The sequence below is a fragment of the Haemophilus sp. UMB1048 genome (assembly GCF_030218125.1).
Classification (GTDB): Bacteria; Pseudomonadota; Gammaproteobacteria; order Enterobacterales; family Pasteurellaceae; genus Haemophilus_D.
The window spans coordinates 1-255 of record NZ_JASOPB010000135.1 but is presented as its reverse complement, the minus strand read 5'-3'; the positions used below and the strand labels follow the sequence as shown (position 1 = coordinate 255).

Annotated in this window: 1 pseudogene; it reads left to right on the top strand. The window is 58.4% G+C overall.

Features of this window, described 5'->3' with window-relative positions:
* A pseudogene (locus tag QP437_RS10195) lies at positions 1-255 on the top strand (hypothetical protein); the annotation flags it as partial.

The following is a 255-nucleotide window of genomic DNA, read 5'->3' as shown; positions in this document are numbered from 1 at the left end:
AACTGTTTATTGACCCGGTGGCGATGGCGCAGATAACCCGTCTGAACATGCCCGGCGTCACCGGCGTATTAACCGGCATTTATATGTTGGCCACCGGCGCGGTCGCCAACTGGCTGGCCGGGGTGGTGGCGCAGCAAACCACCGAATCGCAAATCAGCGACACGGCGATTGCCGCCTATCAGCATTTCTTTTCGCAGATGGGCGAATGGACTATCGGCTGCGTAGCGGTGATTGTCATTGTCGCCTTTGCCGCGA